This is a genomic window from Arthrobacter sp. Z5-13 (genome assembly GCF_056499105.1).
Genome location: NZ_CP096460.1, coordinates 339,780 through 362,389, shown reverse-complemented (window position 1 = coordinate 362,389; position 22,610 = coordinate 339,780). Strand labels below are relative to the sequence as shown.

18 protein-coding genes and 1 riboswitch are annotated in these 22,610 nt (G+C 62.8%); of the genes, 6 read left to right on the top strand and 12 right to left on the bottom strand.

Annotation, left to right across the window (positions count from 1 at the left end; all coding sequences use genetic code 11):
* Positions 1 to 455 precede the first annotated feature (455 nt).
* Positions 456 to 1,007: a helix-turn-helix domain-containing protein gene (locus M1E02_RS01605; RefSeq protein WP_479376423.1), complete on the bottom strand. Its 552-nt coding sequence runs from the start codon at positions 1,005 to 1,007 to the stop codon at positions 456 to 458.
* A 65-nt stretch (positions 1,008 to 1,072) separates the two neighbouring features.
* On the opposite strand from M1E02_RS01605, the gene M1E02_RS01600 reads away from it, so the two are divergent.
* From M1E02_RS01600 to M1E02_RS01590, 3 genes are all read left to right on the top strand, one after another.
* Complete coding sequence (locus tag M1E02_RS01600; RefSeq protein WP_479376422.1) at positions 1,073 to 1,744, top strand: AzlC family ABC transporter permease; 672 nt, start codon at positions 1,073 to 1,075, stop codon at positions 1,742 to 1,744.
* Complete coding sequence (locus tag M1E02_RS01595) at positions 1,737 to 2,054, top strand: AzlD domain-containing protein (protein ID WP_479376421.1); 318 nt, start codon at positions 1,737 to 1,739, stop codon at positions 2,052 to 2,054. Before M1E02_RS01600 ends, M1E02_RS01595 begins: the two co-directional genes overlap by 8 nt.
* A 1,037-nt stretch (positions 2,055 to 3,091) precedes the next feature.
* The gene (locus M1E02_RS01590; RefSeq protein WP_479376420.1) at positions 3,092 to 7,663 is read left to right on the top strand and encodes a DUF7927 domain-containing protein; all 4,572 of its coding nucleotides are present in this window, start codon (positions 3,092 to 3,094) and stop codon (positions 7,661 to 7,663) included.
* A gap of 146 nt (positions 7,664 to 7,809) precedes the next feature.
* Here M1E02_RS01590 and M1E02_RS01585 read toward each other — a convergent pair whose 3' ends face one another.
* The 5 genes from M1E02_RS01585 to M1E02_RS01565 form a co-directional block, all read right to left on the bottom strand.
* Positions 7,810 to 9,003: a glutamate--cysteine ligase 2 gene (locus tag M1E02_RS01585; protein ID WP_479376419.1), complete on the bottom strand. Its 1,194-nt coding sequence runs from the start codon at positions 9,001 to 9,003 to the stop codon at positions 7,810 to 7,812.
* Positions 9,004 to 9,036: 33 nt separating this feature from the next.
* On the bottom strand, positions 9,037 to 10,560 hold the full coding sequence (locus M1E02_RS01580; RefSeq protein ID WP_479376418.1) for a UDP-N-acetylglucosamine 1-carboxyvinyltransferase: 1,524 nt from the start codon (positions 10,558 to 10,560) through the stop codon (positions 9,037 to 9,039).
* A 94-nt stretch (positions 10,561 to 10,654) separates the two neighbouring features.
* A complete protein-coding gene (locus M1E02_RS01575) occupies positions 10,655 to 11,455 on the bottom strand; it encodes an energy-coupling factor transporter transmembrane component T family protein (protein ID WP_479376417.1) in 801 nt (266 codons plus the stop codon).
* A complete protein-coding gene (locus M1E02_RS01570) occupies positions 11,452 to 13,014 on the bottom strand; it encodes an ABC transporter ATP-binding protein (RefSeq protein WP_479376416.1) in 1,563 nt (520 codons plus the stop codon). The genes M1E02_RS01575 and M1E02_RS01570 overlap by 4 nt, the downstream gene beginning before the upstream one ends.
* Positions 13,014 to 13,646 (bottom strand): ECF transporter S component, encoded by a 633-nt coding sequence (locus tag M1E02_RS01565; RefSeq protein WP_479376415.1) that lies wholly within the window; start codon positions 13,644 to 13,646, stop codon positions 13,014 to 13,016. Before M1E02_RS01565 ends, M1E02_RS01570 begins: the two co-directional genes overlap by 1 nt.
* Before the next feature lie 70 nt (positions 13,647 to 13,716).
* Positions 13,717 to 13,858: riboswitch (TPP riboswitch) on the bottom strand.
* A gap of 161 nt (positions 13,859 to 14,019) precedes the next feature.
* Between M1E02_RS01565 and M1E02_RS01560 the strand changes: the two genes are divergently transcribed.
* From M1E02_RS01560 to M1E02_RS01550, 3 genes are all read left to right on the top strand, one after another.
* Positions 14,020 to 14,871 carry a hypothetical protein gene (locus tag M1E02_RS01560; RefSeq protein WP_479376414.1) on the top strand — a complete coding sequence of 284 codons (852 nt, stop codon included), beginning with the start codon at positions 14,020 to 14,022 and terminating at the stop codon, positions 14,869 to 14,871.
* A complete protein-coding gene (locus M1E02_RS01555) occupies positions 14,868 to 15,551 on the top strand; it encodes a DUF4166 domain-containing protein (protein WP_479376413.1) in 684 nt (227 codons plus the stop codon). Before M1E02_RS01560 ends, M1E02_RS01555 begins: the two co-directional genes overlap by 4 nt.
* A gap of 99 nt (positions 15,552 to 15,650) precedes the next feature.
* A complete protein-coding gene (locus tag M1E02_RS01550) occupies positions 15,651 to 15,914 on the top strand; it encodes a DUF4235 domain-containing protein (RefSeq protein WP_479376412.1) in 264 nt (87 codons plus the stop codon).
* Between the two features lie 68 nt (positions 15,915 to 15,982).
* Here M1E02_RS01550 and mnhG read toward each other — a convergent pair whose 3' ends face one another.
* The 6 genes from mnhG to M1E02_RS01520 are packed head-to-tail and all read right to left on the bottom strand — an operon-like array spanning position 15,983 to position 22,501.
* Entirely contained in the window at positions 15,983 to 16,381 is a 399-nt protein-coding gene (mnhG, locus tag M1E02_RS01545; protein ID WP_479376411.1) for a monovalent cation/H(+) antiporter subunit G, read from the bottom strand.
* Between the two features lies 1 nt (position 16,382).
* Entirely contained in the window at positions 16,383 to 16,661 is a 279-nt protein-coding gene (locus tag M1E02_RS01540; protein ID WP_479376410.1) for an MrpF/PhaF family protein, read from the bottom strand.
* Complete coding sequence (locus M1E02_RS01535; RefSeq protein ID WP_479376409.1) at positions 16,658 to 17,203, bottom strand: Na+/H+ antiporter subunit E; 546 nt, start codon at positions 17,201 to 17,203, stop codon at positions 16,658 to 16,660. Before M1E02_RS01535 ends, M1E02_RS01540 begins: the two co-directional genes overlap by 4 nt.
* Entirely contained in the window at positions 17,200 to 18,843 is a 1,644-nt protein-coding gene (locus tag M1E02_RS01530) for a Na+/H+ antiporter subunit D (protein WP_479376408.1), read from the bottom strand. The genes M1E02_RS01535 and M1E02_RS01530 overlap by 4 nt, the downstream gene beginning before the upstream one ends.
* A complete protein-coding gene (locus M1E02_RS01525; protein WP_479376407.1) occupies positions 18,840 to 19,442 on the bottom strand; it encodes a Na(+)/H(+) antiporter subunit C in 603 nt (200 codons plus the stop codon). Before M1E02_RS01525 ends, M1E02_RS01530 begins: the two co-directional genes overlap by 4 nt.
* A complete protein-coding gene (locus tag M1E02_RS01520) occupies positions 19,439 to 22,501 on the bottom strand; it encodes a Na+/H+ antiporter subunit A (RefSeq protein ID WP_479376406.1) in 3,063 nt (1,020 codons plus the stop codon). Before M1E02_RS01520 ends, M1E02_RS01525 begins: the two co-directional genes overlap by 4 nt.
* Positions 22,502 to 22,610: the final 109 nt, after the last annotated feature.

Sequence of the window (22,610 nt, the reverse complement as noted above, 5' to 3'; positions counted from 1 at the left end):
AGCCGCCGCTACCATCTGCAACACCTTCACCGGGAGAGACGAGTGACAGCGGGTCCTCCAAAGCTGAATGCCCGGAGACATCAGAGCCACCGGACAATCCAGCCGAACCCAGTAAAACCACATCCAACGCTGCTACAGCAGCTGATTGCGGAGCAAGCTTTCCTCCACTAACTGAAGAGGAAATGCGCAAACACGCCTTGCCGCACGGTCTGGCTGTGGCAGGCCAGCACTCCCGTTATGACGAATAGAGGATTGCGCCTTGGCATCGGGATCCTCCCAGTCATATCCCTACTCACGGACCAAGGCAGAGTGGAAATCGCTGCAAGCCCGGATTCAGGTGCTAAAGGTCGTATCTGGTGCCCGTACGCCGAACCCTGACCGGGCAATCCGATTGCCCGAGAAGGATCCCTCAGGGGCGTGCGGACGTAGTGCACGCGAACGCATTCGCTCGCGCGCTACCTGAGTTCTGAAATGAGCACTGCGGCGGTGCCATTGTCCTGGGCGTCGAAGATGTGGGGAGCGTCGCCCGGATAACAAAGGTAGTCGCCGGGCGACAGGGCGACGGGCGAGGACGCCGGACCGACGAGTGCCGCACCCGATATCAGCACCACGTGCTCCACAGTGCCATAGGCATGGGGAGCGGACACCTTGGGGCTGCTGGGGTCGGCCTGTACCAAGTAAACGTCGCGGCGCGCGTTGGGGGGACTGGCGGAGAGGAGTGCGGCCATATAGTCGCTGTCGGCAGAACGGATGCGCGGCGCATCCGCGGCACGAATCAGCGTGACAGGCTCAGCTGTCTTGTCTACGAGCCGGGCAAATGGCACGCCGAGCGCGTCTCCCAGTGCCCATAACGTCTCAACGCTGGGGTTACCCCCGCCCGATTCAAGTTGAGAAACTGTCCCCTTGGACAATCCTGCGCGACGGGCGAGCTCGGAAACCGACAGGCCTCCGGCAATGCGCTCCCGTCGAATTCCCGCACCGATTCGTGCGCCGAGCTGTTCCACCATGCGTTCACCATATCGAACAATCGATCGGTTTGACAGGCAAGTGAGCGTCGTTCACAATAATAGTCATGCGTTCATTCTATCGAACAGCTTCGCCTCTTTCCCCTGCGATATCGATCGCCTCAGCTGTGCTCATGGTCGGGGTGGCTTATGGCTCAACGGCGCTTGCTGCGGGATTTCCGCCGTGGCTCGTCGTGCTTGCCGCCGTTCTTGTGCTCAGCGCATCCTCGGAGCTGCTGTTCGTTGGGGTCATCGCGGCGGGCGGGCTGCCTTGGGTGGCGGTAGCTGCAGCACTGCTGGTGAATCTTCGGAACGTCGTCTATGGGTTCTCGGCTTCCGCGTTTCTGCCGCGGCCGCGCCTACTTCGGTACTTGTCGACCCACCTGATCAACGACGAAAGCGTCGCCTTCGCGCTAGCCGAGCCGCAACCAGCCCGACGCCTCAACGCATTCAGCGTCGTCGGGGTCGCAATTCTGGTCGCGTGGCCGCTCGGCGCGACGATTGGCGTGCTTGTCGGGTACGTCGTGCCCGACCCCAGGCGCCTCGGGCTCGATGCGGTTTTCCCTGCCATCTTTGTCGCGATCCTCCTCGGAACCATCACGCGCAGCACCGTTGGTCCTGCGCTTGCCGGCGCGACGATCGCCGCGGCTGCCACACCCGTCGTGGCCGCTGGAGTCGCCCCCGTCCTGGGTTTAGTCGGGTTGCTCACACTTGTGCGAAAGCGGGGGCACGGTGGCTGACATAAATCTCGTTCTCGCGATTCTCGTTCTCGCCGTCGGTACCTATGTCATCAGACTCGGCGGGGTCAGCTTCGGCGGGTCCCGCTTCGCCCTCCGGCTCCAACAATGGAGTGAACCCGCGGTGATCGTGCTTCTCGCAAGCGTCGCCGCGGCCGCAACTATCTATGACGGACAGGGTTTCGCCGGGTGGGCCCGCATCACTGGGGTGGCTGCGGCTGCCGGCCTGACCGCGATGCACGCACCCCTTGTCATTGTTGTGGTCGCCGCTGCCGGAGTATCCGCCTGTCTGAGGGTTCTTGGGATTCACTGACCCCTGCGCAACCAGGACGAGAGTTTGAATGGAAGTCGCCAGTAAGCCGGTCCTCCACCGCCACCACTTCGCGCCACTCCCCCACCATGAAAAGTCCAATACGAATGCTGATGCTTCCGATTTCCGTATACCCGGCCCGCTAAACCGTCCCGCAGAGGTGCCTCGAGTGCGGTTCTGCGGGTCATAGAAATCCATTTCAAATACATCGTTACCGTGTCAGGCCGACCTGTGAAGGATCGACTTACGGGTTCCCGCCGCTAAGACAAGCCGTAGCGGTTCCCTCACCACTTCCGGTAACCGCGTCACGATTTGTCCTGCATGCGGTTAGTAGGGCGTGGGACAAAAAGCCCCTCCCTGGATGTGGTTGAACACTCTCCGGGCATGAAAGACAGCTTGCCCGCCATCAGGGTCGGGCGGAACAGGATGCCGGATCACCTGAAAACCCCATCCGTGGAAAAGTGCGGGGAATTCCCCGGCAGAGTTTTTGTTGTGCTGGAATTGAGCAAACATATTGCGAATTCCTTGACAACTTATTTCCCGTGATCTTGTCACGGTTTTGTCTTCGCCTTTCGCCAAAGGATAAGGGGACTTTTAGAGTTGCTGCATTTATGCACAGCTCGGAATTCTTCTGCCTCGCTACATTTACGGTCCTCATTTCTACAGGGAACCGCACAGAATCCACTAGGCTCTCATGATCCCGCCCTGTTGGGCCTTGCCATGTAAGCACAAAGTATTGAATGTTCAAGTAAGTCACAACGTTCTATAAGAACGTAAGTATCCTTACATTACTGGCGTAGTTGCTATGTGAATTGACAGTAATTGACAGGCGCTTGTTTGTCCCTAATATTTACCTTGGGGGGAAGCAAATTTCAGAGCCATCAGCTGTAAATGACGCGACCCAAAGAAATCATTAGGGTCGAGTCTGTGCCCTGATCCAACCGTCAGGTGGTACTCAGTTGAACTTTTTACGTAAAGGCCAGAATCTCCGGAGAGGCCTAGGTGACCTCCCCGGGGGTATAAATTCCCGGACTTTCCCTATGACCAGAGACCGCAGCATCGCCCGGAAGACCCTGTCTTTCACTCTCGCTTTCTCGCTGTTGGCGGCCCTCATCATGGGAACTCTCCCGGCAGCTTGGGCCGCCCCGGGCTCCATTCATGAAATTACGGCGAACTGGGCCGGCAACCCTGCCCCTACTGACGCCCCTTTCGCCTCCTCCAGGATGGCGGAATTCCATGTCAACACCAACGATTCCGCCGCTCCGGAGCTCAATGAACCCGTAGACAACGTCCGGGCTACTCTGACCACTGGAAATGGTGTCTTCACGAGCATCCCCGATGTGTGCAAGAGGTCTGACGTCACGCCCGTTTCTTCGATCTCCGCCGATGGCACAACGCTCGTGTGCAACGTAGGGACAGTTGTCGAAGGCACGTCCACCGTTATCCAGGCAGCCATCCGGGTATCCGGCGAAAACGGCGGCAACCTGACCGCTTCAGGCACAGCGACGTCGGACGAGGCCATTGCCCCGGCAGGGCCCGCCAGTCCGACACCTTTGCCGATCTCCTATTCCCACGGCATGGATCTCTCCCTCGTCTCAGCTCCCGGGCAGGGATATCAGGGAGGCATTCAGGAAAGCCGCTCCGGCGGCAACCGCACATTTATCAAGATGAACTACTCACTGATTCTCGATGCGGGCAGCCGTCCCGGACCCGCCTCCTACACCTTCCCCGTCAACGTCACAGGCTCGGTTCCCGGTGCAATGACAGGTTTCCAGTGGGAAAGCTGTGTCCCTGTGGGCGCTCGTTCAAGGTCAACCGGCCAGCCCTACTCCGATCCCACACAGGCGGATAAAACCAACTTCCCTACCTGCACGGTCACGGGATCGGGTGCGAACTACTCGGTTACTGCCTCGGACCTGACCTACACGCTGGTCAATACTCCTGTGAATGACAGCATGGGCTCCCCCTTGCCTGGAAGCGGCGCCTACATCGCTTCGGGAACCATCGAGTTCAGCATTCCAACACCGGTAACTGTGCTCACCACCTACACGTTCAGCGCGGCCGGCGCTCCTCCGTTCACGTTCACTGACAATGTCACGTCCCCGGATCCGCAGACCAATAACGTCTCCTCGGCAACGCTCCCGCCACCCGGAGGTTTCAGTAACCACTGGGCCGGAACTCCCACCAATTCCCGTACCGCCTGGGACGCGAATCTGTGGGTCAGCCCCGGCACCAGCCAGGACATGCCCCTGCCGATCCCTGGCATTGACAGTTTTAACGAACTGCTGGCTGCATCCTCAGCCGGCGAGGACGTCGACTTGCGAATGTACATGCAGGCCAACAGCACGTTCTGGGCGACCTACACCGGTGCCGGCGGAGCGCAGATGGCCGGCATTTGCACGATGAACCAGAACCCGGCCTTCATTCCTACCCATATGGATGGCGGGGGCTTCGACGGCGTTATTGGCGGTGAGAAGGGATACATCAACTACCCAACTGCACGGTACTTCTACACCACCACTGCTATTAACCCGAAGACCGAAACGTGCGGGCAGGCGTCGCCGGGTGCCATGTGGACTGAGATGTCCCCTGCTCCGGGCACCTCGCTAAATGACCCACGTGTCACCACCGATAGCCTGATGATTCTTCCGGCCGGCGTGACCGCGGTGAAGATGACCTGGGATCCGGCTGTGGATCGTTCACCGCACACTTTCCTCCGGGCTTTTGGCTACATTTCTCCTGGCGCTCCTACCACGGGTGAAGGCTGGACAGTAGGAGCATTCAACCACTGGATTCCGGGTGCTTTCCCCGAGTATCCGTCTCTGAACGGCTGGCACAATATCAGCAGCGCCCCTGGTGGCATTGACTTGCCGGGCAGCACTTTCGGGCCGAACATGAACGGCTCCGCCGATGCGTACCGGTTGCAGGGACCGCAGGGTGTCATCACCAAGGGAACCACCGAAACAACAGCCCGGCCGGGCGTCCCCATCCCGTACACCATTACGGCCAGGGCCGACAACCTCGTCACCAGCCCTCCGCCGGTCTCGTTCCCGGTAGTGGATACCCTTCCCGAGGGCATGGTTTACGTTCCGGGCTCAGCCAGCCCTGCCCCGTCATCGGTTTCGGTTGACGGGCGGACCATTACCTGGAACTTCACGAATGTCCCCGCGAACGTGGATCAGACCATCACGTACCAGGCCCAGGTCCCCGAGGACGGTGCACCCATTCCCGGCAGCAAACTGACCAACACAGCAGTGATCAGCGTCCCCGGTGACCAGCGCCCTGTCGGTGCCCGGTCCGCTTCGGCCACTGTGACGGTTCCGAGCTCCTCGGCCACCACTTTGGGAAAGTCTGCGGCGGACAATGTGTTGTCCTTCTACGGCGACAACTCGTCGTGGGAACTGATCGTTAATTCCCAGGACCCTGAGGTCAACCCGTTCACAGACACCATAGATATCCTTCCCGCAGTAGGCGATGGTCGCGGCACGAACATCGACGGAACCTACTCCGTCACCGGGGTTGATGCCCCTGCCGATTCCACCGTTTACTACACGACGGCGGCCTTCGCGGGCCTGAGTAACGATCCGCGCCATGCCTCCAACGGCGGCACTCCCGGATCTGTCACGGGTAACACCGTGAACTGGTCCACCACCCCTGTTGCCAACCCGACTGCTGTCAGGATTATCGGGCCCGCACTGGAGCCCGGTGCTTCCCAGCGGATCTCGATCAATTTCGCCACGCCTGCAGGAACGGACTGTGTTGCCCCGGCCGCCGGAGACAACAAGCCCGGTCAGGTCCTGGTCAACACGGCCAACTCCATTGCCGGCCACACCCTGCTGCCGATGCTTTCCTCCGCATCGACCACCATCGGGGATTGCTACGCCATGGACCTGAAAAAGTACGTCCTGGTCAAGGGCGGGGATCCGGCAAACGACGCGGACTGGCGTGATGCCAACGCCGCGGCTGACTACCCGCAGTACCTTGTGGGCGACACCGTTCCGTTCCGGATCATTGCCACGAACAAGGGCACCGGCGAACTGACCAACGTCCTGGTCGCCGACTCCCTGATTCCGGACTGCGGAACAACTGTTGCCAGCATCGCTGTGGGTGCTTCAGCCACTGTGAACTGTGAAATGACGGCAGCCGTGGGCACCACCGTCAACACGGCAACCGCCTCGGTTACCCCTCCGGACGGGCCAGCTCTTACTCCGGAGGATCCGGCAGGTTTCCTCGTCCCCGAGCCCTACACAGTGGTGAAGGTCGCCGACCCCGCGTCAGGCTCCGACGTCAAGCCCGGTGACGTGATCCGCTACACGGTCACCATCACCGAGCCGGCAACCAGTGCAGCGCCGTACCCGAATCCTTCGATCAGCGACACCCTTGCCGGCGTCCTTGATGACGCCGACTACAACGATGACATCACCGTTGTTGAAGCGAACAGCGGTACGGCCTCTGTGAACGGGGATAACCTCTCCTGGTCAGCCGGGCAGATCATGCCGGGTCAGTCCGTCACGCTAACGTACTCCGTCACGGTCACCGGACCGCTGGACGGCGGTGACGGCGAACTGCTCAACGTTGTCACCCCCGGCACCGGAGGTGAATGTGTTCCTGCTGAAGGCGAAACTACGGAATGCACCACCACCCACCTCAAGGGCGGCTTCACCGTCTCCAAGACCTCGGACCCGGCCAGCGGTTCCTCGGTCACCGAGGGCGGCAAGATCACCTACACGGTCCAGGTCCGTCAGGCCGGGCCCGCAGCAGTACCGGGCGCTCTTGCTACCGATGACCTGTCCAAGGTCCTGGACGACGCCGCCTACAACAGTGACGCCGTCGCCTCCAAGGGAACTGTCGCTGCGGATCAGAGCGGGCAGAAACTGAACTGGACCGGGGATCTTGCCGTTGGGGACGTAGTCACCATCACCTACTCCGTCACCACCGGAACCTTCGGAGCAGGCGACGGGACCCTCACCAACGTAGTCACTCCAGGACCTGGCGGTGAGTGTGTTCCGGTGGAGGGCCAGAGCACCGAGTGCACCACCACCCATCTGCAGGGTGGTTACACCGTCTCCAAGACCTCGGATCCGGACAACGGTTCTAACGTGGTCGAAGGAAACAAGGTCACCTATTCTGTCCAGGTCCGCCAGACCGGGCCAGGAACTGTGACAGGGGCCCTCGCCACCGACGATCTGGCCAAGGTCCTGGACGACGCGAGCTACAACAATGACGCCAAGGCCTCCGCCGGGGCCGTCAGCGTGGCCCAGGTCAGCAACAAACTGACCTGGACCGGGGACCTTGCCGTTGGGGACGTAGTCACCATCACCTACTCGGTGGTCACGGGAGCAGTCGGATCCGGGGACGGAACGTTGACCAACGTCGTCGCCCCCGGCGTCGGAGGCGTCTGCGTTCCGGCCGAGGACCAGAACCCGGACTGCACCACAACCCACAAAGTGATCTCGCAGGCCGTGGCCTTGGCAAACACCGGAACGAACATCCTCAGCGGACTCGGAGTAGCCCTGGTGCTGCTGATCGCCGGCTTCGCTATGGTCAACTTCCGCCGTCGCCGCGCAACGCAGACAATTGCCGCATCATCCGAGGGAGGAGCGCTGCTCTAACCCGAAGCTTCGGTCCCCGCTGTTTCCCCCTGGTGCGGCGGTGACCGAAAGCGGCCCTGGTGAAAGCCGGCCGTAAGCAAATGCAGGCTCCTGATTTCAGGGGCCTGCATTTGTGTCACGCAGATACACCGGTTTCACGAAACGGATCAGCCGCGCCTGACGCGCTGGAGGACCGGAGGCTGGGCCGCCGTCGGAAGTGCGTCAGCTCCACGCATGGTGACCTCCACCGCGTGGGCGACGACGGCGCTCAGCCCGCCGCCGTCGAACGCCGCGTCCGCTTCCGCCTCATCCCGGGCCCGTCGCTGCTGCTCGGCTCCCGTACCGTGCGACAGGATCCGGGCGACGCCGGCCCGGGCCAGTTCCAGCTCGCCCTGCTCGCGCAGGACCGGTTCGAGGTAATCCACCAGGGCGTGTACGACGTCGGCCGCCGGAGCAGGTCTGAAGGTTCCAAAATGGAGGAGTTCACTGCGGAGTCCACGGTTGCTGGCCTGCCAGGACGCGGTCCTCAACAGGACAGTGGGCGCCGGGAGCGGGTCGACGTCGTCATGCCATTCGCGGCTTGCCGTTTCCACCAGCGCGCGGACCAGCACTGCGATGAGGGCTGCGTCCTCAGCGCGAAGGCAGACGTCGGCCACCCTGACCTCAACGGTGGGATGGTTCCGCGCCAGCCTGGCATCGAGATAGATCATGCCCTCGTCAAGGAGCACCCCTGTTTCCAGGAGCCTGGCTACCGTGCGCCGGTAGACGGGCAAGGTACCGAAGATCGCTGAGGGACCCGACGTCGGCAAGCGGTTCCAGGCCTGGGTGCGGTAGCTTTCGAACCCGGTCTCCACTCCGTTCCAGAACGGAGAATTGGCACTCAGGGCAACAAGGACGGCCAGCTTGTCCCGGATCCTGTCCAGGACGGCCACGCCCTCCTCGGGTGATTCGATGGAGGTATGGACGTGGAAACCGCACGTGAGCAGCTCGTGCACCGTCAGGCCGTAACGCTCCTTGATGGCCGCATAACGGGGGTCCGGTGTGATGTGGGTGGTGGAGGCAATTGGCGATGTGGCCAGCGCAGCCACACGCGCACCGTGCTGCCGGGCGGCGTGGTCGGCCAGGGCTCGGCCGTCCCGGACCTGCTGGAGGAGCTCCGTATAGTCCCGGCAAGGCAGCGTCTGCGTTTCGATCTGCTCGAGCTTGAGCTCGGCGGTTAGTGCCCTGTCGCCGTCGTCTGTTTCCGGGCCGTCATCGGCAGCGGGGGTCCTGACCGCCAGCAGCGCATCCGCCAAGGCCAGCGGCTCCCCCGTTTCGGGGTGCACTATGAGCAGTTCTTCCTCAACGCCAAAGGTCCGCATAGATCCATTGTGCGTCAGCGCTGAGGGCAGGACTCAGTCCTGGAAGTACTCGATCCTCGCGCCGAGGGTGTTGAGGCGTTCTGCGAGATCTTCATAGCCGCGCTCGATCACGTAGATATTGCGGAGTTCCGAGACGCCCCTGGCAGCCAGCATCGCGAGCAGCAGGCAAGCCGCCGGACGGAGTGCAGGCGGGCAACCGACTTCAGCTGCGCGCCATTTGGTGGGCCCGTTGACGTAGATGCGGTGCGGATCCAGCAACTGAACCTGGGCGCCGAGTTTGTTCAGCTCGGTCAAGTAGATGGCGCGGTTCTCATAGACCCAGTCGTGGATCATCGTCTGACCCTCCGCGTTCGCGGCTATGACGGCAAAGAACGGCAGATTGTCGATGTTCAGACCCGGGAACGGCATGGGATGGATTTTGTCCTGGGGAGCGTGCAGTTCTGACGGCTTGGTGGTGACATCCACCAGCCTTGTGCGTCCGTTCCGGGCAAAGTACTCTCCGGACACCTCCAACTCCTGCCCCATCTGCCCGAGCGTGGCCAGCTCGATCTCCATGAACTCGATGGGGACCCGCCGGACTGTGACCTCGGAATTGGTGACAATGCCGGCCGTGATGAGGCTCATGGCCTCGATGGGGTCCTCCGAGGGGAAATATTCGACGTCGGCGTCTATGGAGGGCTGGCCGGTGATCTTGAGCGTGGTGGTGCCAACGCCTTCAATCTCCACTCCCAGCATCTCGAGGTAGAAGCAGAGGTCCTGGACCATGTAGTTGGGGCTGGCGTTACGGATGACGGTGGTGCCACGGCGATGTGCTGCCGCCATGATTGCGTTTTCGGTGACGGTATCGCCGCGTTCGCTGAGCACAAACGAGCGGTCTTCTTCATCGGACTGGGGAGCCTGGACGGCGTAGAACCCTGCACTTGCCTCCACCGAAAGGCCGAATTGCCGCAGTGCCTGCATGTGCGGTTCCACTGTGCGAGTGCCTAGATCGCAGCCTCCGGCGTAGGGGAGGTGATACTCTGCCGACTCATCCAGCAACGGGCCCAGGAGCATGATCACACTGCGCGTGCGGCGGGCTGCTTCAGCGTCCATTGAGCCCAGGTCCAGAACTGCGGGCCTGCGGATCTGGAGATCGGTGTCGTTGAGCCAGGTGCATTCAACGCCGATGCTGGTGAGGACCTCCACGATCCTGTTGACTTCCTCGATCCTGGCCAGCCTGCGGAGAGTGGTGGTGCCCCTGTTGATGAGGCTGGCACAAAGAAGCGCGACACCGGCATTCTTGCTGCTGTTTACGTCCACCGAGCCGGAGAGGGTAAGTCCGCCTTCCACCCGGAGGTGGGTCATTTGTGGCCGGCCGACTTTTACGATGGCATGGCCGAAGATGGTTTCCAGCCGCTGAATCATCTTGAGGCTCAGGTTCTGCTTGCCCTGTTCCATCCGGGCAATGGCACTCTGGCTTGTTCCGAGCTCTGCGGCAAGTTGCCCTTGGGTCCAGCCCTTCTCCGTTCGAGCGTCGCGAAGCATGGCACCGACGGATTCCGCAGTCTCTTGAGTCATAGCAGGAATATACCATTTATGAGTTCGGAAGTCCTCAATAAGGGCTGATTCTGCGAGCAATCACACATTCTTACCCATCTGGTGCGATACTGCTTCAGCTTGTCCCTGCCCAGACCAGGTTCCACGTCCCTGCACCGATGGCGGCCGCCACGGCGGCCGCGGCGATCAGCGTACCCCCAACGAGCACCCAGACGTCCAGCGGGCTGTACGTGGATTCGCGCGCCCAAGTCCGCTCGGCTCCACCAAAACCACGGGCCTCCATGGTGACGGCGAGCCTTGAAGCGCGGCGGATGGCCTGCACCAGGAGCCCGAAACTCTGGCCCAGCGTTGCCCGGATCCGCTGCAAAGGGGTGCCGCGCGAACCGACTCCACGGGCGCGGCGTGCCATCCCTATGGTTTGCCATTCCTCCGCCATGAGCCCTACGAGGCGCATCGCAGCCAGGGTTCCCAGGACGAAGCGGTGTGGCAGTTTCGCTTTTTGAGCCAGGGCATCGGCAAGGTCCGTCGGGTCGGTGCAGCTCATCAGCAGCACCGCCGGCAGCGCAATGGCCAGCCCCCGGAGCATGAATCCCATCCCCAGCTCGAGGGAACCCGCGCTGATGGACCAGATGCCGACGTCGAGCAGTATCTGTCCGGTGTCTGGAGCCAGAATGGCGGTACTCCAGCCTCCCAGGGCGGCCGCAAGGATCAGGGGCCAGCCGCGTTGCCACAGGAGAATGGGAGTCAGACCGGCCAGCGGAAACAGCAGCAACTCGAAGCCCAGGGCCACAGTCGCCGAGACCCAGTCGATGGACAACGCCAGGACCAGCGTGATGAGGAAGACGGCCACAAACTTGGCCAGCGGATTGGCGCGGCTCAGGAGCGAATCCCCCCGCAGGGTCAGGGCTTCCCTCATGATGCTGCCATTTCGGGGGTTCCCAGGGCGAGTTCCGTGCCGCCAAGGACCGAGGAGAATTCCTGGTCGTGGGTCACGGAAACCACTGCCGCGCCGGCGTCCAGGAGTTCGGAGAGGAAGGACGCAAGTTCGGCCCAGGTGTTGGCGTCCTGGCCGAAGGTGGGCTCATCCAGGACCAGCACCTGCGGGTGGGCAGCCAGGACGGTTGCCACGGAGAGCCTTCGCTTTTCGCCGCCGGACAGCGTGTAGGGGTTGGCGTCCACAAGGGAGGTGAGCCTGAGCCGCTCCAGGAGTTCGTCCACGCGTTCCTCGCCATGGCCCAGATGTTTGGGGCCGAAAAGGAGCTCGTCCAGGACCCGGCCGGTCACGAACTGGTGCTCGGGCTCCTGGAAGACCGTGCCGATCCTGGAAATCAGCTGTTCTGCCTTCCACTTGTACGGGTCAATCCCGGCGCCCGCGCTGAGCTCGAGGGTGGCCGACACCGCTCCGGCCACGGGCTTCAGCAGCCCTGCCAAGGTGAGGGCAAAGGTGGATTTTCCCGAGCCGTTGGGTCCCGTGACGGTGAGCGCTTCGCCGGCCCGGACCTGCGCCGAGATGCCGCTTTGCACCGGGGTGGGAAGAAGCGTCTTAAAGCCACGACGCCGGGGCCGTTCACGCGAGACGGCAAGCTTTTCCGCGGCAAGGAGCAGCTGGCCGGAATCTGCTCCGCCAGGCAGCGCTGCGGTGGCAGCCGAGCCCCGCGGGCGGGTTGCCGGAATGTGGCCAGGAACCCAGACCCCCGCCCTGATCAGCATCTCTTTTGCCTGCTCCAGGACCTGGTCCGGGGTTCCGTCAATGAGCACCGCGCCGTCATTCGACGCTCCAGGCTGAAGCACAACGATTCGATCCACGAGGTCTTTCCACACCGCAACACGGTGCTCCACAACCACCAGCGTTGCTCCGGTTTTCTCCAGGCAGCGGCCCACGGCGTCGCGGACTTCCAGCACCCCGGCAGGATCAAGGTTGGCGGTGGGCTCATCCAACAGAAGGATCCCGGGACGCATGGCCAGGATGCCGGCGAGCGCCAGGCGCTGCTTTTGCCCGCCGGAGAGAGCCGACGTCGGGTGGTCCAATGGCAAGTGACCCAGCCCGACGTCGTCGAGCGCCTCATGCACACGGGCCCAGATTTCTGCCCGGGGCACTGCAAGGTTTTCGGCACCGAACGCGACGTCGTCGCCGAGCCGGGACAGGATCACCTGCGTTTCGGGATCCTGCTGCATAAGCCCGGCCCGCCCACGCTGCGCACGTGGAGGCTGGCCGTCGATGAGCAGCGAACCGGACTCGTCGGAGTCCCCTGCCTCGCCGTCGTCGTCGTTCGCGTCACCGAGCACCCCTGCGAGGGCGTGCAGGAGCGTGGACTTACCGGCACCGGACGGGCCAAGCAGGAGCACCCGCTCCCCCGGCCGGATGTCCAGGTCAAGCCCTTGGACGGCGGGGCGGGGCCTGCCGGCATGGCGCCAGGCCCAGCCTTGTGCCGTTACCCCGGCGGGGCGGACGCCGCCGTCGCGAATCGGTGTCATCAGGAGAAGACGGGCTCCGTCGCAGCCTTACGGGAGGCGAAGGAGCTCAAAACTCCGGTCTTGGCGAGGCCGCGGGTGGCGATCCAGGACAGGGCCCCGGCAATGATGGCACCCGAGATGGCGGTGAACAGGATGTAAGCGGCCTTGTCACCGGCTGCGTAAGCAATGTTCCAGCCCCATGGTGCGAAGGAGTCGTTCAGGCCGCAGAAGAAGCCTGCGCCGGCACCGGCCAGCAAAGCGATCGGCAGGTTGAACTTCTTGTACACGAAGGCCGCGAACACCAGTTCCGCGCCAAGGCCCTGCAGCAGGCCGGAAATCAGCACAGTGGTGCCGTACTGCGAACCCATGAGGAGTTCACCCGTAGCCGCAACGGTCTCGCAGAACAGGGCCGCGCCTGGCTTGCGGATGATGAGCATTCCCAGCACTGCGGGGATCATCCAGCCACCGGCGTAGAGACCGGTCAGTGGCGGGTAAACCGCATTGAGCGGAGCGGAAATAACGTTGGCGCCCTGGGACCAAGCCCAGAAGATCACGCCACCGGCGACGGCGATCAGTGCCGCCACCACGATGTCCACAACGCGCCAGCTCTTTTTGCTGGTTGTGGGGGTCTGCTTTGCAGAAATTCCAGTCATGTCTTCCTCCTGAGGAACAGGAGGGGAAAGTGCTCCCCGGCTGGAGCGGAATCGCGCCGCTTCTGCCGGACACTCTGAGAACTCGACTCCCTTGCGCCGGTACTAACCGGATCAGGTTCGAGGGTCTGCGGCTGTCCGCACTCTCAGCGCCCATCCATCGCACTCCCGGAAAACCGGTGATGCCCGACGGCGGCGCTCCCCTGTCGTAATCAATCTGCCCTTGTGGGCGTTGTCCAGTTTACACCTGGGCGGTGGTGGGGTTCCTGTGCGGATGTCACAATCGGCGGCGTAGGACTCCTGCGTTTCCGTGGAGCACGTTCCCGCGGGATACGGTACTTCAGCTGCCGGCCTATTCACCCCTTATGATCCTGGGATGGGGGAAACAACACGTACGAATGAAGCGCGAAGCGGCCGGCAGATCTATGTGGAGATCCTGGTGCGATCGTCCATGGACAACCTCTGGGAGCTGAGCCAGAACCCGGCCCGGCATCCGCGCTGGGATCTCCGGTTCTCCAGGATCATCTCGACCGGCGTGGGCAGCGACGGGCACTCACAGTTCCGGTATGAATTCCAGCTGCCGTTTTACGCCATCACCGGGACCGGTACATCGCTGGGGCATAGAACGACAGCAGGCGGACAAGCTACGTCGGTACTCAAATTCTCCACCAGCAACCCTCTCTCGCCGATCGGCCCGGGCTCGGGCTACTGGCGCTACGTACCCGTGGATCAGGGCATCCGCTTCATCACCGGCTACAACTACGCTCCCGGCATGGGTGCCATTGGCCGGAAGCTGGACGCCCGGTTGATCCGCCCCGGCCTCGGCTGGGCCACAGCATTAAGCTTTGACCGGCTCCGTATGTGGACTGAATCGGGCGTTGATCCGGCCAAGAGCCGCAACGCCTGGTTCCTTGACGCTGCCGCGCGCGCCACCGGCCTCGCAGGAGCGGCGGCGCTCCTCCGCCATGCTGTTGCGGAACGTCCCCGGGCTGCTTCCTCAAAGAGTCCCGAAGCGTTGAATCTCCCGGCCAGGGCCCCCGCTGCAGCGCTCGGCTTGGTCCTGGCAGCTGCGGCCCTGACGCTGCCCTCCCATCCAACGGTGCCCAGAGCAAGACGATGCCTTCGTCAGCCACCGGACAGAGGTTCAGCGGAAGCCCCGGCGTCACTGAAGACGCTGCCGGATCCGGGCCACAGGACGCAGCCACAATTTGAGGGAGCGCGGGCATGACCTCCATCTTCGCCACCGCCTTGGGCCCGGATTTCCACCGGCTACACCCGATGCTGCAGCGGCGCTTCGGCGTGGACCTCGCCTCAGGCTATGCGTGCATCGGCACCGGTATCTTCTCGGAAGTGCGCCGCGGGGCATGGTGGACCGTCCCTTTCCTCCGCCTCGGCGCTTTCCGGAACATCCTCTTTCCGGACCAGGGGAAGGACATCCCCTTCACCATCGAAAACTACCCCTACCTTGACGGCTTGGGGCGCCCGACGGTGACCTTCGTGCGGACCATGACTGTGAAGCCGGGCAAGAAACGCCGCTTTGACGCCACCATGATCTACAGCAAGAAAACGGGCCGCATTGTGGACTACCTGGGGACCCACCAGCATCTGGCCACAGATCTGAAGCTCGAAGTCCTTCCCGACGGTTCCCTCCACCTGCGGTCCGAAGGGCAGCGCTTCTACGAGGGCAGGCTGGGTTTCACCTTTCCCGCTTTCCTGACGGGGACGGCTGATCTATACGAAGGTTATGACGATCAGCGCGGCGTGTTCACCATCCAGATGCAGGTCCGGAACCCTCTCTTCGGTTTCCTGTTCGGTTACCGGGGCGAATTTACGTGTAGCTTTCCCCCTCTGTCAGAGGAAGGGACGCCGGCCCGCCTCAGGCCCGTCCGGGAGGAACGGCGGCAGTAGCAGCTCCGCCCTTGACCGAACTCCGTCAACGATGCCGTTAGTCTAGGGGAAGTCCCGTTTCCTCCTGTTTTACTGTTTCTACTGATAGGTGTTTTGGAAATGACTTTTTTCATCAAGTTGCTTGGTACGGGCATCAGCCTGCTGGCCGGTTATGCCGGCACCAAGGTGGTGGATGCGGCCTGGGAGAAGTTCACCGGCCGGAAGCCCCCCAAGGGCGACAAGGATGACGTGCCCACCACGCTCCGCACAGCATTGACGTTTGCCCTGGTCTCCGCCTCAGTCAGCGCCATCATCCAGGTCCTCGCAAACCGCGGAACCCAGCGAGCCATCACACGCTTCGCCAAGACCCAGGACATCGTCTAGCGGCACGGCCCACCGCTCACCGCCTTAGCACCTTAGCGCTTTGCCGCTCCAAGCTCACCACTTACCGCTCACGCGGGATCGTCGTCGTCCTCTATGGCGGGGTTCGCCGCGTCCTTGGCAGCTGCTTTCTGCACCACTGCTTCCAGCTCGTCGGTGCTGAGCAGCTCGCGGTGAAGGTGCTTGGTCCGGTAACCTGCCCGGCCCACCATGTGTGCCGAGACCGGGACCGTCAAGAGCTGGAATATCCAGGCGAGGAGCAGCACCGGCCATACCCACCATGTGCGCAGCTGAAGCCCTACAGAGGCCAGCAGCAGAAAGAGTCCCAGCACCTGGGGTTTGGTGGCAGCGTGCATGCGGCTCATGAGGTCCGGGAAGCGCAGCAGGCCGATGGCAGCGCCGAGGGACATCGCGGCCCCCACCACCATAAAGACGGCCGAGACCGCATCGATCACTGTGTCCAGGGTCATATCAGGAGTCACTGGGTTGCTCCCGCCGGTCGGCCACAAAACGGGCAACAGTGACTGATCCTATGAAGCCGATGACGGAGACGGCCACAACTAGCATCAGGTTGTTCAGGTGCCGGTTGACGGCCATGTCAATGCACAGCGCTGCTCCCAGGATGGCCAGCAGGACGTCCGCGGCAAGTACCCGGTCCAGGAGCGAAGGGCCAACGGCGATTCGGACGATCGCCCCGGCCGCAGCAATGGACAGGGTCACCGCAGTAATTACCAGGACAAGCTGCATCATGCGCCAATCTCCTGTTTGAGTGCGGCGAGTTCTTCTTCTGTACCCATGATCCTGATGAGTCCGGCTTCCGCGTCCCGGACAGACCGGCGGTACTTTACGACGTCGTCGGGGTTCCGCACGTTCAGGGCATGGATATAGAGCGTGGAGGTGGACCTGTCCACCTCCACCACGAGGGACCCGGGGATCAGGGAGATGACGTGACCGGTAGCCGTCACCATCAGGTCAGAGTGGCTGCGCAGCGGGACCGCGACGACGGCGTTGGTCACCTTGGGGCCGCGGGCGAGGGCCAGGTAGAAGACCTGGAAACTGGCGGCCGCCACTTTTCCAAGGAACTGCAGCGCAAACGGAATGGCCTGCAGAATGCTGAACCGGCCGCTCAACTCTACGGGCGGAAGGTAGAACATACGGGACACGAGCACGGCCAGGACCGCGCCGAGCAGCAGGTTTCCGGGTGTGAAGTTTTGCCACAGCGCACCCCACACAAACACGAGCCACACGAGCAGCGGCAGTTCCTGCCGCAGCGAAACGCGACGCCGGCTCATTTGCCCGCCCCTGGGAGTGCCGGCTCCAGCCGATTAGACGATGCTGAATCAGGCAGGGCAATCGCCGGGACCGGCGCGTTGTCCCCAAGCACGGCCTGGATGTAGGACGTCCTGTCCAGCATGTCCTGCGCAGCGTGGTCCGCTACCTTGAAGATTGGCCCGGCGAAGACCGTCAGTCCCACGCCCAGAAGCACCAGTGCCAGGGTGGAACCCACCATGGTCCGGGGCAGCAGGATCACGTTCTTGCGTCCGTTCCGCGTTCCGGTGTCCGCGTCACCGGGAGCTGCCAGGAGCACCGGATCGGGATGTTCCGCGTCGCTTGGTTTGCGCCAGAAGGCACGGTTCCACACCCTCGCAACCGCCAGCAGTGTGAGAAGGCTGGTGAGCACCCCGCCGATGACCAGGGCGTAAGCCAGAGGCGTGCCCAGCTGAACACCAGCCTGCATAAGGCCCAGCTTGCCAAGGAAGCCTGAGAACGGCGGAATGCCGGCAAGGTTCATCGCCGGAACGAAGAACAGGAGTCCCAGCAGCGGTGACAGCTTGGCCAGGCCGGCAACCCTGTCCATGGAGGAACTTCCGCCACGGCGTTCGATCAGGCCCGTGACGAGGAACAGACTTGTCTGGATGGTGATGTGGTGCGCCACGTAGAACACGGCCGCACCCAGTCCGGCCACAGAGGACATGGCAAGCCCGAACACCATGTAACCGATGTGGCTCACCAGCGTAAAGGACAGCAGACGCTTGATGTCGCTCTGAGCCAGGGCACCGAGTATGCCCACCACCATGGTCAGGAGCGCGGCGATCATGAGCGGTGTATTGAGGGTGTCTCCGGGGAAAAGGAGGGTTTCCGTGCGGACGATGGCATAGACGCCCACCTTGGTGAGCAAGCCTGCGAACACGGCGGTGACCGGAGCCGGCGCCGTCGGATACGAGTCAGGAAGCCAGAACGACAACGGGAACACGGCGGCCTTGATGCCAAAAGCCACCAGGAGCATAACGTGCAGGAGGGTGCGTGTGCCGGGATCGAGTTCGGCCAGTTTGATGGCGAGGTCGGCCATGTTGATGGTGCCGGTGGCGCCGTAAATCATGGCGATGGCGATCAGGAACAGCACGGAGCTCACCACGGACACCACCACGTATGTCACGCCTGCCCGGATCCGCGGGCCCGTGCCGCCGAGGGTCATCAGCACGTAGCTGGCCGTGAGCAGGATTTCGAAGCCCACGTAGAGGTTGAAGAGGTCGCCGGACAGGAACGCGTTGGAGACGCCGGCCACGAGGATCAGGTAGGTGGGGTGGAACACTGACAGCGGGGCGTCCTGGTCGCCGTCGGCCATTCCCTGCCCGGTCGCATAAACCAGCACCGCCAGGCTTACCGAGGATGACACCACCAGCATCAGTGATGAGAACTGGTCCACCACCAAGACGATCCCCCACGGCGGGAGCCAGCCCCCGATGTTCACGGCCGTGGTCCCGCCGTTCCAGACGGAGGCCAGAAGCACGCATTCCAGGAGCAGCGTGAGGGACAGAAGAGTAATGCTCACTACCCGTTGGGCCCGGGAGTGCCGGATCAGTACGAAGGTGAGGGCAGCCCCCAGGATGGGAAGTACGACGGCGAGCGGTGCAAGGCTGGCAATGTTCACTTTCGGCCTCCTTCCGGTCCAGGGTCAATATTGGTGGAACCGGGTTTTTCCTCTGCCGCCGCATCTTCAACAGTCAGCACGGCACTGCCGGCGTGCACGGTGTCGTCGGCATGCGGCTCTCCACTGCCAGTCTCGTCGGCACGGGGCCTGTTCGAGACTGCCCGCCCGTCAGAGCCAAGCATGGTGAGTGGGAACTCGGAGGTTTCCACGGGGATTTCCGCATCGTCCTCGGCATCGTAACTGGGGGTCTCGGCGACGCGGAGGTCCTCGACGTCGTCCTGGATCTCGTCCTGGCGGGCCAGCACCCAGGTGCGGTAGATGATGCCCAGCATAAAAGCGGTGACGGCAAACGAGATCACAATCGAGGTCAGGATCAAGGCCTGCGGCAGGGGGTCGTTGTACTCAGCCGGGGCCGTCTCTTTGCTGAAGATGGGCGCGAGGCCGGCGTAGCCTCCAGTGGCAAGAATGAGCAGGTTGGTGGCGTTGGCCAGGAGCATCAGGCCCAACAGGACGCGGGTGAGGCTGCGCTCGAGGATCAGGTAGATGCCGCAGGCGTACAGCGCCCCCATGACTGTGAGCAGGGTCAGGTTTACACTCATGCCTTGCCCTTAACTGTGGTCTCGGCTGGCGTTCCGGCGGATTCCTGCTCAGTTGTTGACTCCGCTGGTTCTTCCTCGAAGTGTTCGTCGATTTCGGCGCCGAGGCTGCGCAGGACATCCAGGACCAGCCCTACCACCACGATGTAGACGCCGATGTCGAAGATGGTTGAGGTGACAAACTTGATGTCGCCGAAGACGGGCAGCCACAGCTCGATAATGGCGGTCTGAAAAACCTGCCCGCCCAGCAGCAACGGGACAACTCCGGACGCCGCCGCCGTCGCCAGGCCCACTCCCAGCAGGGTGCCGGCGCTGATGGGGGTTGCCTCGCTCAGCTCGAAACGTCCCCCGGCCAGGTACCTGATAGTCAGGGCCAGGCCGGCCATCAGCCCGCCGGCAAAACCGCCGCCGGGCAGGTTGTGCCCCGCCAGCAGCAGGTAGAGGGAGAAGATGATCATCGAGTGGAACAGCAGTCGTGTGACCACCTCGAAGATGATGGAGCGGCGTTCGGGGGCGAGTGTCCGGCCGGCAACCAGCCAGGCATCGCGGGTTGATGCAGCGAATTTGCGGCTCACTGCCAGGGCTGCGCTTTCACGGGAGTTGCGCACGACGCCGGTTCGCCTGCCTACCGTCCCTGCCGCAACTGTCGAAGACGCCTTGATGCCGTCACCCCGGCCGCGGATGAAGATCAGGCTCGCAACTCCTGTGGCCGCGAGTGCAAGCACCGAAATTTCGCCGAAGGTATCCCAGACCCGGATGTCAACGAGCGTGACGTTGACTATGTTCAAACCGCCGCCGCCTTCATACGCAAGTTTGGGGAAGGCGAGTGAGACGGGTTCCGCGATGCGGGCTCCCATGGCGTAGATGCCCACGAAGATCATGGTGATCCCGAAGCCGAGGCCGATGATTACGCGGGTGACCCTGTACTTGCCTCCCGTCCTGTCCCGCAGTTCCGGTGGAAGGCTGCGCATGGCCAGGACGAAGGCCACCAGGATGATGGTTTCGACCAGCATCTGGGTCAGGGCAAGGTCCGGAGCGCCCTGCAGGGCGAACATCAGGGCGATTCCGTATCCGGTGACGGACACCATGAGCACGGCCAGGAAGCGCTTGTTGGCCTTCACCGCGGCCAGCGCTCCGATCACAATCCCAGCACCCACCACTATCTGCAGCGGCGAGTTGGGGTCGATGAAATACAAGTCACCGGGCAGGGGTTTGTTGGCAGCGAAGAGGGCAGTCAGCGGCAGGATGAACGCCACCGACAGGATGACTGCGAGGTAAAAATACAGTGATCCACGCTGGGTGCGCCCGGTGACCCAGACTGCAACGTCGTCCAGGGCGCCGATGGTCAGCTGGTAGGACCGGTCGCCGTCGATCCAGCCCGGGACTCTCTCTTGGAGACGTGAGAAGCCTCCCCGCCAGCGGAACATGGCCCACCCCAGCACAAAGGTGACGACAGTGAGGCCCAACGCCAGGGTGAAACCATGCCACAGCGCAAGGTGTCCTGCCTCCACCACGGCCGAAGCGCCGCCGTCGGCCCCTCCTGCATCCACGCTGCCGGTGACGAACAGGGCTGCGTAGGGTTGCAGCCAACCGTCCACGGGCAGCGGCCACAGGCCGTAGACGATAGTCAGGAGGCTCAACGCCGCTGGTGCCGCCAGGAAGGATGGGCTGATGGGTTTGAACTTTGTTCGTTCGACGCCTGGTTTGGTGGCGAACGCGCCCCACATAAAACGGGCGCTGTAGGCGAACGTCAGGACCGAGCCCAGCACCAGCCCGATCAGCACCACATAACCCCAGACCGGTGATTGGCCTGCTCCCGGCGTTTCAGCGTGATGCACGAAGGCCACCAACACTGACTCTTTCGCAACGAATCCCGCGAGCGGCGGTACTCCGGCCATGGATGCGGCGGCAACAGCGGCCACGATGCCCAGGGCGCGTGATGAACTGAAAACACCTGAGAGTTTGTTGATGTCGCGGGTACCTGATTGGTGGTCGATGATGCCAACCACCAGGAAGAGAGTGGCTTTAAACAGGCCGTGGGCCAGCAGCAAAGCGAGTCCGGCCAGGGCTGCGTCAGGTTTGCCGAGCCCTACCACCATGATCAGGAAGCCGAGCTGGCTGACGGTGCCATAGGCCAGGATGAGCTTGATGTCTGTCTGCCGCAGGGCTCGGTAACCGCCCACCAGCATCGTCGCCAGGCCCAGCCCCAACACCACCGGCAGCCAGAAGTTTGTTTCCGCGAAGCCCGGGGCCAGCCGGGCCACCAGGTACACGCCGGCCTTGACCATCGCAGCGGCGTGCAGGTAGGCGCTCACCGGCGTCGGGGCCGCCATCGCGCCGGGGAGCCAGAAGTGGAAGGGCACCAGAGCGGATTTAGTCACCGCGCCGACCAGGATAAGTACGACGGCGGCGCTCACCGCTGCGGCCTCGTCACCTGACATCAAGGCAGGGGCCTGCTCCAGAATGGCCGAGATCCTGTACGTGCCTGCGCTGTGGCCAAGGATGATCAGGCCAATCAGCATAGTCAAGCCGCCGGCTGTGGTGACTACGAGGGCTTGGAGGGCGGAGCGGCGTGCCGACAGCCTGGTCCGGGCGTAGCCGATCAGCAAATACGAAAGGACTGTAGTGAATTCCCAGAATATGAACATCAGCAGCAGGTCGTCCGCCGTGACCAGGCCGAACATTGCGCCGGCGAAGGCCAGCAGCTGAGCGCCGAATCCGCCCAGATTACTGTCCTTGTCCTTGAAATAGCGGGCGCAGTAGACCAGCACCAGCGATCCGATTCCCAGGATCAACAGCGACATCACCCAGGCAAGGGCATCCAGGCGGAAGGCGAGTTCAAGCTTGAGTTCAGGGATCCAGGGAATTATCTCGACGGCGGCTCCTGGCTGTGCGCCTTGTCCGGAGGGCGGAGAGTAGACAGAGGCATACTGGAGAATCAGCCAGACAAACGATGCTGCGGGCACCAGGGCCAACGCGTAGAACGAATTCCTGCCGAACTTTCCGAACAAAAAGGGCGCCAGTGCAGCCACCGCAAAATGCACGGCAAGGACTGTAATCACTGGTATCTCCGCAACGTCAGGAATTCGATTATCAAAGGTTGGAGCTGGCGGTCAGTAGTCGGGTTCAGCATGACTAGTTTACCAAGTGGGCCCCAGCATTTTTGACGGC

Coding starts and splice junctions, on each gene's coding strand:
- M1E02_RS01600 (WP_479376422.1), top strand. CDS start 1,073: ATGCGTTCATTCTATCGAACAGCTTCGCCTCTTTCCCCTGCGATATCG.
- M1E02_RS01555 (WP_479376413.1), top strand. CDS start 14,868: ATGACCTCCATCTTCGCCACCGCCTTGGGCCCGGATTTCCACCGGCTA.
- M1E02_RS01525 (WP_479376407.1), bottom strand. CDS start 19,442: ATGAGTGTAAACCTGACCCTGCTCACAGTCATGGGGGCGCTGTACGCC.
- M1E02_RS01585 (WP_479376419.1), bottom strand. CDS start 9,003: ATGCGGACCTTTGGCGTTGAGGAAGAACTGCTCATAGTGCACCCCGAA.
- M1E02_RS01580 (WP_479376418.1), bottom strand. CDS start 10,560: ATGACTCAAGAGACTGCGGAATCCGTCGGTGCCATGCTTCGCGACGCT.
- mnhG (WP_479376411.1), bottom strand. CDS start 16,381: ATGACCCTGGACACAGTGATCGATGCGGTCTCGGCCGTCTTTATGGTG.
- M1E02_RS01560 (WP_479376414.1), top strand. CDS start 14,020: ATGGGGGAAACAACACGTACGAATGAAGCGCGAAGCGGCCGGCAGATC.
- M1E02_RS01550 (WP_479376412.1), top strand. CDS start 15,651: ATGACTTTTTTCATCAAGTTGCTTGGTACGGGCATCAGCCTGCTGGCC.
- M1E02_RS01605 (WP_479376423.1), bottom strand. CDS start 1,007: ATGGTGGAACAGCTCGGCGCACGAATCGGTGCGGGAATTCGACGGGAG.
- M1E02_RS01565 (WP_479376415.1), bottom strand. CDS start 13,646: ATGACTGGAATTTCTGCAAAGCAGACCCCCACAACCAGCAAAAAGAGC.
- M1E02_RS01575 (WP_479376417.1), bottom strand. CDS start 11,455: ATGAGGGAAGCCCTGACCCTGCGGGGGGATTCGCTCCTGAGCCGCGCC.
- M1E02_RS01570 (WP_479376416.1), bottom strand. CDS start 13,014: ATGACACCGATTCGCGACGGCGGCGTCCGCCCCGCCGGGGTAACGGCA.
- M1E02_RS01535 (WP_479376409.1), bottom strand. CDS start 17,203: ATGAGCCGGCGTCGCGTTTCGCTGCGGCAGGAACTGCCGCTGCTCGTG.
- M1E02_RS01540 (WP_479376410.1), bottom strand. CDS start 16,661: ATGATGCAGCTTGTCCTGGTAATTACTGCGGTGACCCTGTCCATTGCT.
- M1E02_RS01590 (WP_479376420.1), top strand. CDS start 3,092: ATGACCAGAGACCGCAGCATCGCCCGGAAGACCCTGTCTTTCACTCTC.